At 59.8% G+C, this 11,178-nt stretch carries 5 protein-coding genes; all 5 read right to left on the reverse strand.

Annotated elements, in window-relative coordinates:
• Positions 1-9: 9 nt before the first annotated feature.
• Positions 10-2,217 carry an amino acid permease gene (locus tag OR601_RS06745; RefSeq protein ID WP_265591464.1) on the reverse strand — a complete coding sequence of 736 codons (2,208 nt, stop codon included), beginning with the start codon at positions 2,215-2,217 and terminating at the stop codon, positions 10-12.
• 67 nt (positions 2,218-2,284) lie between these two features.
• Positions 2,285-3,643 carry a C1 family peptidase gene (locus tag OR601_RS06750; protein WP_136012084.1) on the reverse strand — a complete coding sequence of 453 codons (1,359 nt, stop codon included), beginning with the start codon at positions 3,641-3,643 and terminating at the stop codon, positions 2,285-2,287.
• Between the two features lie 78 nt (positions 3,644-3,721).
• Complete coding sequence (locus OR601_RS06755; protein ID WP_265591465.1) at positions 3,722-5,089, reverse strand: C45 family autoproteolytic acyltransferase/hydrolase; 1,368 nt, start codon at positions 5,087-5,089, stop codon at positions 3,722-3,724.
• A 220-nt stretch (positions 5,090-5,309) separates the two neighbouring features.
• Positions 5,310-6,779, reverse strand: a complete 1,470-nt coding sequence (locus OR601_RS06760; protein ID WP_265591466.1) for an amino acid permease — start codon at positions 6,777-6,779, stop codon at positions 5,310-5,312.
• A 224-nt stretch (positions 6,780-7,003) separates the two neighbouring features.
• A complete protein-coding gene (gene dnaE / locus OR601_RS06765) occupies positions 7,004-10,861 on the reverse strand; it encodes a DNA polymerase III subunit alpha (RefSeq protein ID WP_265591467.1) in 3,858 nt (1,285 codons plus the stop codon).
• Positions 10,862-11,178: the final 317 nt, after the last annotated feature.

Raw genomic sequence — 11,178 nt, forward strand, 5'->3', positions numbered from 1 at the left:
CGGTAGACGCTACTTCGTAGTGGAGGATGGGGTGCTGTCGGAAGCCGAGGGGTCTTCCTGAGCGCCATCGGCGTTCTTATCGGCAGCCTTGGACGCCTCTTGCTCGGCAGCCAACGCCTCTTTGGCGGCACGCTCAGCCGAAGCCAACTGGGAGTCGGCCTGGATGCGGTTCTTCTCGGCTTGGATACGCACCTCTGCCTGAGCAGCGGCAGACTGAGCAGAAGCCAAGGCAGCCTCATCCTCTTTCTCAGCGGCTTGGGCAGCGCGCGCGTCGGCGGCTGGATCCTGAGGCACCGACTCCTGGGCCACCATAGCAGCCGAGGCAGCAGGAACATCAGGAGCCTGCTTGACGGCCACCTCGCTGGACGGGGTTGCGGCCTCCTCTTTGAGCCCCACATCGGCAGAGGTGCCGATCTTTGCCGCCTTGGATATCTGAGGCGGTTGGCTTAGCGGGATGCCTCCGCCAGCGACGCCGGCGGCATCGGCCGCAGGCTTCACGGGGTGATTGAGGGCTGCAGGGTCGTCGTCGGGGACAGTACCCTTTTGCGCCGCTTTGATGGCTGCCTCAGGCAGCTGCTCGTTGGGATTCCAGAACTTCTTGATGGGCATGCCCATGGGGTTCTGGCCGTCGGCCAGCATGTCGGAGGGAACGTTGGACAGTACTTTCTGAGGCTTCTTGAGGCCCTCGACCTCCCAGGTGAAGGGAGCGAACTGATTGGATGCGTCCACCCAGTCGTGCTTGCGGGAAGCGCGATAGATGGCGAAGCACACACCAAGCACCACGACGATAAGCGCCAGGATGACGCCCACGTAAATGGCGGGGCTTCCCACCTCTTGGGAGACCTGGGCAGGAGGAATGATGGCCAACACGATGCCAAAGGCGCAGGCAGCCAAACCAAGGCCTGCCACCAGATAGGCGCCCACCTTGCCGCCGGGCACCTTGAAGCCGCGGGGACGGTTGGGTTGGTCGCGGCGGAGCCTCAAGAAGGACACGAACATGAGCACGTAATAGAGCATGTAGAGGATGGTGATGGCCTGGGTGATCAAGATCACGAAGCCCTCGATGTTGGGGATGAGGAAGCACAGGAACGCAATGACGGTCATGAATGCCATCTGCAGGTACATCAAGCGGCTAGGCATACCGTGCTTGTTGTTGGACTGCAGGGCCTTGGGCAGAAAGCCCGAACGACCCGCCTGGCCAAGCATGTAGGAAGGGCCGGCCATGTTGGTGACCAGCGATGCCATGGAAGCTCCCAGGCCTGCCCACACGAACAGGACGTAAATCCAAGGCGCCCCGAAGCACTGGCCGAGGATCTTGTAGGTCTGGTTGAGGCCGTAGACCAGGTTCATTTGGGACTCGGGCGTCACAATGGCAATGACCAAAGTGCCCGCGATGAAGATGACGAGCGTAAGGATCATGCAGATGAAGATGGAGAGCGGGAACTCCTTTTGGGGGTTCTTGAGCTGTTTGATATGCGCAGCATTCATATCGATGCCTGCATAGGAGAAGAACACGCCGGCGGCCAATGAAAGCGTAGAGAGCTTGATGCCGTCACGGAAGGGATTGAATGCCTCGGGGCTCACCTCCACATTGGGGGTGTTGCCCTGAGCCAGCCATACGATGCACATGACGATCATGAAGGCCAGAGGGATAAACGTGCCGATAAGCACGCCATACTTGGTAATGCGGGCGAAGGCCTTGACACCCTTGGTGGAGATCCAGGTGAGGACCCAATAGTAGGCAAGCCATGCCAGGATGATGAAGAGCTGGAACTTGGGGTGGTTCATGAAATTGACGGCCCAGTCCCAGTCAGGCGTGTAGAAGCCGATGGTGGTGGAGGCGGTGGCTACGCCGGATCCAAAGTTAATGGCCGTTTGGAACCACAAGACCAGAAGGCAGGTAAAGGCAAGCCCGGGACCCATGGCCTCGCCGACCCACCTAAAGATGCCGCCGCGCTGACCCCAGCCGCTGGCGAGCTCGGCCGCCACAAGGCCTGTGGGCAAGAAGAAGACGATGGCGCCGATAACAAAGAGCGTCACCGAGGAAAGGCCGTAATAAGCCTGTTGCACGTCATTGGCCACCGAGCCAATGATGGTGACGTTCATCATGACCAGAGCCATGAGAGAGATATACTGACTGGATTTATCGGGCTTGGGCGCAGCCGTGACCGCTTTGGAGTGCCCTGCCACCTTATCGAGATGATGGTGTCCGAACATCAGAGGACCTTTCGTTTAAAGACACGAAAGGCGGAGAAGCTTCCTTGCCCCTCCGCCCCACGCAGGCTTAGTAGGCAGACACGGGGTTGAAGGTGCACCAGAAGGGCCAGACGATAGGCTCGGTATCCAGCACCTTTTGCAGCTCGTCGGAAAGCAGAGACTTCTTGATGGCCACCTCGTAGACGAAGTTGTCGAACCACTCATCGCCGCAGACGTAATAGCCGTTGTGGCCGACCTTCTTGCCATGGACCTCGGTGCCCCAGGAGTTTTCGATCTTCCACTTGTCGGGTTTGCCGTCGACCAAGTTGACGCCGGCGATCATCATGGCATGGGTAGGCAGGCTTTCGCGAGTGAGGTAGCGTTGGGCCTTGTCCATGGAGAAGTCAACGCCAAAGAGCTCGTCGAAATCATAGAGGTCCATGTCCATGACGCCGGCCTCTTCATCGCAGTGCTGCAGCACGTCGCAGCCAAACCAGACAGGCTCGCCGCTCTTGAGCTGGTCGATGACCAAGCCCTTGAGGGTGTCCATATCCACATTGAGATAGAGGTTCTCGCGCTCGGGGATCTGATCGGAATCCTCGATGGCATAGAGGCGCTTGTAGGGGTTGTCCTCGCCAGGGACATTGATGACGCCAATGTAGTCATCGAGGTCGATGCCCACATACTTCTTGTAGAACTCCAGGGGGGTGAGCCCATAAACACCATGGAACTGCTTCTTGGTATCGGTGTACTCGAAATCCACCTTTACCGGAGGCTCGCCAAAGGCAACGCACAGCATGCGATAGACCTCGTCGAGCATCTGAGCCTGGACTTCCTCGATCTTCTTACCATCCACGCCTTCGCGCACCAGCGAGCGGATCTTGAGACCGTCCTGGCGCAGCAAGTGGGAGAGCTGGGTGTTGATCTGGGCGGTGTTGTTGGTGCAGGCGGTCTCAACCATGGCGGCATGAGGCACTACGCCGTACTTCTTGATAAGGCCGCAGACCATGTCCCAGTCGCCGCCGTCCTGCATAGGGGCACCAAAGAGCCAGGTGACCTCACGGTCATCGAAAGGCTTGCTCGCAGTGGCTGCCACATGCTCCAAGAACCAATTGGCGCGCTCGAGCTTGTTGTAGAAGGCCAGATAGGCCTGGGAGAGCTCAAAGGTGCCCTGGGGCAAATCCAGGGTCTTCTCCACATGGAAGCGGCAGAAGTTCAAGCAGGCGAACATCCAGCAGCGGCCGGATTGCTTCTGATTGGCCACCGCCTGGCTGTCTACGTCGATAGAGAAGGCAAAGGCAGGCGTAGAGAGGTCTTTTGCCACCTGAGAGTTCTCAGAAGCGGCAAGGATGCCGTTTTTGGTGACCGCATTCTCTGCCACATGCTGGGTTTTTGCCTTGCTGTAAGACTGCGACATCTTGGCGATGGCTTCTTTAGTAAGTTTCATAATACATATCACCTTTACCGGTTTTGGTGTGAATAATTATGATTACGCCAGGGCGGGTCGACACCCGGGCGGAATTGCCTATTCGAAGAGCGTCCAAGGCTCGCTGGGGCGGCTCTTGGTATAGCCCTTCTGCCAATTCCAGAGAGGATGCTGCTCAAAGAAGGCGTCGGCATCGAACTCCACGCCGTCTGCGCGGCCGTAACGGCCCCACATGCGCATGGCGCGGATATCGTCATAGCCGGCAGCCTTGCCGTCGCAGGAGCCTGCGGGATAGAAGGGGACGTTCCATACAGCGTTGGGATCGTCCGCCCAATACTGGGGATCCACGTCGTAATGGCTGCAGATGGTGCGGCTGGAGGGGTTGTTGTAGCCCACGTAGACGTCGTAGGTGTCTGCCAGCATCTTCTTGGCCAGCTCGCAGTCGATGGCGCCGGAATACTGATCAATAAGCTCCATCCACCGCTGGCGACGGGCCCCGGTCTGCTGGCGAGGGTCGTTGAATCCATTGTCCTTGCACTCCAGGTTGCGGATGCGCGGGTCGAAGACCGCATTGCAACCAAAGAAGCAGCCGTCGGCCTTGCGCTCCAGCGCCTGGAACTTGAGCCCCTGCTCGTATCTGGCGATCTCGCCTGTGTTGGTGTCTGCGATCAGCCACGCATTGGCGTAACCGCCGTTGTTGCCCTTGTCGATGATCTCCACGAACTCGTCGATGGTAGTGGCGAATTGAGCGGCCTCGCGAACGCGCACATACTCTGGGACGCCGGACTCGTCGTAGCCGTTGAACCCCGCCAGCGTGGTCTCGGTGATAGCGAGACCTGCCGAGGTCACGTAATAGTCGGTCATGGAATCCAGATAGCAAGGGACCGTTTGCATCACGATGCGGTTGCCCTCGTTGGGGGTTATGTCCAAGCAGACGTTGAAATACTGGCCGCTCCAAAAATCATCGAAGGACTCATGGGCCAGCACGGGATGGCCGTCCTTGGTGGCAGAGCCGGTGGCGGCGATGGCCGAGCAGTGCGAGGCGCGGGGCACCATGACGTTGTTGGGCATGGCGCCAATGACTTTGGCGGCATTGAGGGGCCACCAATAGCCGGTGACCTCGTAATAGGCGTTCCAGCCGATAAGATCATCCACCGTTTGCGGGACCCCGGCGGCACTCAGGCCGTCGGCCATGCCTTGAAGCTCGTCGAGATAGCGCTCAGGGATCTTGTCCTTATGAAGGCGTACCGCCTGTTGACAGAACCAGTCATAGGTCATGCCGTAGACCTGAAGCGTCATGTACTTGTAGACCCTCTGGGCGTCGGCATACTCGTCGGCGAGCAGATACCCTTCTTGAAAGCCACATTCATAGGGGGTGCCAACGACCTTCACATGATGCCAGCCATTGACATCTTGTCGGCTAGCCTTCTCGAGCATTTTCTTTTGCTCAACGCTCATCTCACCCATAGAGACCTCTTTTGCATTGGGTTCAACGGTTTTCGATGGGATATATATCCACGGTTTTCGCAAGTAATCCTTTTAATTACTCTGAAAGACCCGCTCCATAGCGCTGCTACATCAGCTAAAACAGGTACTGCTCCCCTTTCTACGACAACCTGCGCAAAGGCCCATGCACACACCGGTTTAAGGGTTTTTTGGCACTGGGATCCCCCGGGACCGCGTTGCGCTAGAAGGCCGCCATGGAGAACAGGCAAAGCGCGGCCAGCGCTGCGCAGAGCACGCAGCAGACGATGACTTTCTCATATCGTTTGAGAGTGTCAGCTTGACCGTTGGCCTTGAGGCCAAAGAAGAACAATGGCAGCCCCAAAGCGAAGATGATGGAAGCCAACATGAGGTTTTCGAGGCCCGCCGCGAAGATGAGGATGACGCCAAAGAGCGACCCGGCAAGCCCTATGACAAAGGCGCGCGACCTCGATACCAGAGCGTGCGGCCACCCCTCATAGCTCACCGCTTGCTTTACCAAGAACGCGCAGCAAAAGAAGTAGGCCGGCGTGGTCATCACCGAAGTGATCGAAACCAAAGTGTCCCAGGCGTCGGGTCCCAACACACAAGCAAACACAAGGAACAGCTGGGTGACCGCCGCGCTCCACAAAAGGGAGTGTCCTGGCGCACCGTAGGCGTTGCGCTCTTTGAAGAAGGCAGGAAAGATCCCGTACTCAGCAGCCGAAGTGGGCATTTGTCCCTGCAGGCACATCCACACCAGCCAGGAAGACAGAATGGCCACCACGATGCCCGCAGACACCAGCATCCTTCCCCAAGGCCCCACAAGCCCTTGGAGGATGGCAGCTGTAGAAGGAGAGCTCATGGATGCAATCTCATCCTGTGTAAAAGCGCCATAGGGCACCAGCGACACCAAAATGTAGAAGACCAAGGCCACAACGAACGCAATACCCACTGCCCGGCCCACGGCCTTCTGGCTCACCGCGTCACCCGAGACTACCACGGCGCCTTCGATGCCGATAAACACCCACAGCGTGGTCATGAGCGCCGAGAGCGCTTGGGCCACCACCCCGTCAAAGGTGCCTCCTGAAGCGCCTGTGGCAGCTGCATTGTAAAAGGAATCCTGAAAAAGGCCCCAGTCAAAGGAGCCGATACATACCAGCACTAAGACCACGATAGGCACGAACTTGGCGATGGTGCCCACCAGATTGATGGACGCCGCCGTCTCAACGCCCCTGCGCGCCAATGCATAGATAGCCCATACCACCGCAGACGCGCCCACGCAGGCTATAGGGGTATTGCCAACCCCCAGCGCCGGCACAAGCGGAGAGAACGTCGCCATGATGAGCACGCCGTACGTGGCCATGGCGCAACAGGAGGTGCACCAATAGCCCAGCGCGACCAGGAATGCCACAAGTTTGCCAAAGCCGGTGTCGGCATAGGAGAAGATTCCGTTGGTAAGGTCTGGCCTCACCTGCGCCAGAATGCGAAAGGTGGTGACCACAAACCCCATGCCCAACCCCGTTACTAGCCAGGCGATGAGCGTGGCCGCAGGGCATGCCAGGCCCGCAAGCGTCGACGGCAACGAGTAGATGCCCCCGCCCACCATGGCAGAGACGCTAATAGCCACAAGCCCCAAAAGGCCCACCCGGGCTGGTTGCATGGGTTTCTCGGTAGCAGTACGGCGAGACGACACAGAGGCTCCCTTCACATGACCTCGAGAAGGCAGCCATGACGCCCCTCCCCTCCAAGGATTACTTCCCAAGAGGAGAGGGTCGCAAGGACAGCAAAGGCCAATCACTCAGCTCTTTCAAGAACCCGAGAAAGGCTTAAAGCACCAAGGGCCTCCGTAGGCGCAGGCGCCTCGGGCAAGGACGGGCTCAGAGCCTGCGTCTCTGAGTGCAGAAAGACTGGCGGACATCAGGCGATCATGACGCGGCCGGCGGGCTCCACAAGATAGGCCACCTCGGCATAGAGCTGGACAGACCCCGCATCCACCTTGAGAGGGACTCCCAGTCGCAGCGGGACGTCCTCTCCGGAATCCACGAAGAGCTCCACGGAGTCCAGGCCGCGGTGTCGGTCGAGGATCTGGGCGAAGCGGCTGACAAACCCTTCGTCTAGCTGCTCGCTTGCCATGAGCACCTCGAACACCTTGGGCTTGTTGGCGCGGTCGTCTAGCTGCAAGGTCTCGATGGTCTTGGCGATGAACTGGTCGCCGCGGTCGGAGCGGTCCACACGCCCCAGCACACGGATGAAGATGTCGCCCTCTACCTCATCTGTGGTCAGGAGGCTGGCCGCCTCCTTGTAGGTCTTGGGAAACACCACCACGTCGATCTTGTTCTCCAAGTCCTCCAAGGTCACGATGGCCATGGGGTCGCCCTTTTTGGTGGTGCGCTTCTGGACGTCTGAAGCCATGCCGGCGATCCAGATCTCGCGATCGTCGCTCACCTGCTTGATTGTGGCGATGCCGTCGTCTCCCGTCTGCTCGTAGCCGTTGAGCACCTCGCCAATGGAGTAGCTACGGGCCTTAGTGAGGGCGTACTCGTAGGGCGCCAAAGGATGGTCTGAGACGTAGATGCCCAACACGTCCTTTTCGAAGGCGAGCTTGAGATTGCGATCCCACTCCTCGCCGTTGGGCTCCGGCAGGTCTTGGGAGAAAGCTGCGTCCGAGGCGTCGTTGAACATGTCGAAGAACGACACCTGGCCTGCGGCGCGGTCTTTCTGACGCTTGGCGGCGGCATCGATGATGTTGGAAGGGTCGGTCTTGTCCACAAAGCCCATCATCTGCTTGCGGGGGTAGCTGGTGGAGTCGAAGGCGCCGGCCTTGATGAGGGCCTCGATGACGCGGCGCCCCACCTGGGAGGTGTCCACGCGGTCCACGAAGTCGTGGAGCGTCTTGAAGGGGCCGCCAGCGGCGCGCTCTTGAAGGATCACCTCAGCTGCGCCTTCGCCCACGCCGCGGATGCCAGCTAAACCAAAGCGCACGCCCTCGTCGGTGGCGGTGAACTCGGTGCCGGACTCATTGATGTCTGGAGGCAAGACGTCGATGCCCTCAGAGCGGCAGGCGCTGATGTAGTGGACGATCTTCTCGGTTTTACCCGTATAGCTGGTGAGCACGGCGGCCATGTACTCGCGGGGGTAGTAGGCCTTGAGCCAGGCCGTCTGCATGACGAGGATGGCGTAGCCTGCCGAATGGCTCTTGTTGAAGGCGTAAGAGGCGAACTCGAGGACGTCGTCCCAGATCTTTTGGGCCACCTCGCGCTTGTAGCCGTTTTTGACCGCGCCGTTGATCCAGTGGTCGTAGGTGGTCTCGTCGGAGCCGTCGTCCCAGTGAAAGACCGTGCTGGTGAGGAGCTTGATCTTCTTCTTGGCCACGGGCTTGCGAATGCGGGAGTCGCTCTCGCCGGCCGAGAAGCCGCTCATCTGCACCGAGATCTTCATGACCTGCTCCTGGTAGACCATGGTGCCGTAGGTCTCGTCCAGGATGTCTGAGAGGCGCTCGTCGTAGAAGGCAACTGGCTCGCGGCCGTTCATGCGGTTGATGTAGGAGTCCACCATGCCGGCGCCCAGGGGGCCGGGGCGATAGAGGGCGATGAGGGCCACCACCTGGCGATACTCCTTGGGCTGCATGGACTTGATGGTGGCGGTCATGCCGCCGGACTCCACCTGGAAGACGCCGGCGGTATGGCCTGCGCCCAAAAGCCTGTAGATAGCCGGGTCATCGAAGGGGATCTTCTCCACGTCGATGTCCACGCCGGTTGAGCCGGGCTTCAGCGTGGAGCGCACCGCCTCGGGAGCCGCGGCGGCGCTAGCGGCGTCCGCATTGTTTGCCAGGATGTTTTTGAGGGCCTTGGAGATCACCGTGAGGGTGCGAAGGCCCAGAAAATCCATTTTGAGCAGGCCCATGTCTGCCACCGAATGGCCTTCGTACTGGGTGATCTCGTACTCGCTCTTGGTGTCCAGCTTGGTGGGCACGTGGTCGTTCACCGGCGTGGGAGCGATGAGTACCGCGCAGGCATGGACGCCCTCGCCGCGGGTGAGGCCCTCGATGGAGAGGGCAGTGTCGATGACTTTGTGGGCCTCGGGGTCATGGGCGTAGGCATCGGCGAAGTCAGGGCTGTAGAGGTCCTCTTTGCCGGGAGTCTTGTTGAGCACCATCTTGAGCTTGGCCTTGGGGTCGCCAGAGACCATCTTGGAGAGCTTCTGCCCCACATACACCGGATTGTCCAGCACGCGGTTGGCGTCGTTGATGGCTTGCTTGGCCTTGATGGTGGAGAAGGTGATGACATGGCATACACGCTCGGGGCCGTAGAGCTCGCGCACGTGCTGCACGACCTCCAGGCGACGCTCGTCGTCGAAGTCCATGTCGATATCGGGCATCTCAGAGCGCTCGGGCGACAGGAAGCGCTCGAACATGAGGCCGTTTTCCAGCGGGTCGAAGGAGGTGATGTTCATGGCATAGGCTACGATGGCGCCGGCGGCCGAGCCACGGCCGGGGCCAACGCCAATGCCGTTGTCTTTAGCCCACTGCACGTACTCCTGGACGATGAGGAAGTAGTCGGCGAAGCCCTTCTCGCAGATGACCTTGTACTCGTACTCGAAACGCTCCAGGATGGACTCGCCGCCAATGCTGCGCTCGCGCCAGTCGTCGCCGTAGCGCAGCGCCAAGCCGCGCTCGCACTCCTCGCGGAAGCGCTGCTCCGAGGTCTCCCCTTCTTTCAGGCCAGGGAACTTGGGCAGGTACATGGACGACCAGTCCAGCTCGAAGTGGCACTTGTTGGCGATCTCGACAGTGTTGTCACAGGCCTCGGGGCACCAGTCGAAAAGGGCGCGCATCTCCTCCTCGGTCTTCATGTAGAACTCGCCCTCGCCAGGAGCCGTTTGGGTCATGCGCATGCGGCTCTCGTCGTCCAAGGTCTTGCCCATGCCAATGCACTGCACCACGTCCTGGACGCCGGCGTCGCCGCGCAACAGGTAGTGGAAGTCATTGGTAGCCACCACCTTGACGCCTATGGTGCGGGCCATCTCCACCAGCGTCTCCGAGAGCCGGCGGTCGGTCCAGCCGTCGCGCACCTCAAGGTGGTGCTCCTGGAGCTCCAGGTAGAAGTCGTCTGCCCCAAAGGTGTCGCGAAAGGTCGTGGCCCAGCGCAGCGCCTCGCCGGGGTTGTTGGCCATGATGTTTCGAGGAATGATGCCCGCCACGCAGGCCGAGGTGCAGATGACGCCTTCGTGATGCTCCTGGAGCATCTCCAGCGTGACGCGGGGCTTGTAGTAGAAGCCCCTGGTGGCCGCATCAGAGACGATCTTCATGAGGTTCACGTAGCCGGTCTCGTTTTTGGCCAGCAGTATGAGGTGGTAGAGCTCGGGCTTATGGTCGCGGGACAGGGTGGAGTCCGGCGTGAAATAGACCTCGCAGCCAAAGATGGGCTTGATGCGCGGCTCCGGCTTCACCGTGTCAAGGTCTTCGCCCCGCTCGTGGCAGGCCATGTCGCGCTCCCACTGGGCATGGCGCACGACATCTGCCGCGTCGGGCTCTTCCACTGCACGGCCTTTCGCCAGGTTGTCCTTGTCGTGGAACCACTGGTCATAGTCTGGTTCTTGATGATTGATGGCATCGGTGGCCAACGCCAGCTCGGGCACGCCGCACATGTTGCCGTGGTCGGTGATGGCCACGGCCGGCATCCCCAGATCCACGGCCCTTTGCACCATATCCCCCACACGGGTCGCACCGTCCAGCATGGAGAAATCGGTGTGGTTGTGAAGGTGAACGAACGCCATAAGACAGCTGCCTCTCGATAAAAAAGGAGTCACATTGCGCTTGGGACTATTGATAGTACCTGACTCACCACAGGTCTCGAGCTTTTGGCAGAAGGTTTTTCTCGGCAGATTCTATGACGTTGCCGCCAGGTGATTCTATTTTAATTCTTATATTTTCTCCCCTGCCGAGAAACCCCTGCGTCCCGGCCTGTCGCCTAAGGGGTGGATGGCAACCTATCGCGCCTGTGCGCCTCACGGGCTTTGAGGCGCCATGAGGTTGTCGCGCCAAGAATCCCTTGATTGGGGGACAAACCTTGACACAGCCACAAGGTTAAGGA

It is taken from the genome of Leptogranulimonas caecicola (assembly GCF_023168405.1).
In the GTDB taxonomy this organism is placed as follows: Bacteria; Actinomycetota; Coriobacteriia; order Coriobacteriales; family Atopobiaceae; genus Leptogranulimonas; species Leptogranulimonas caecicola.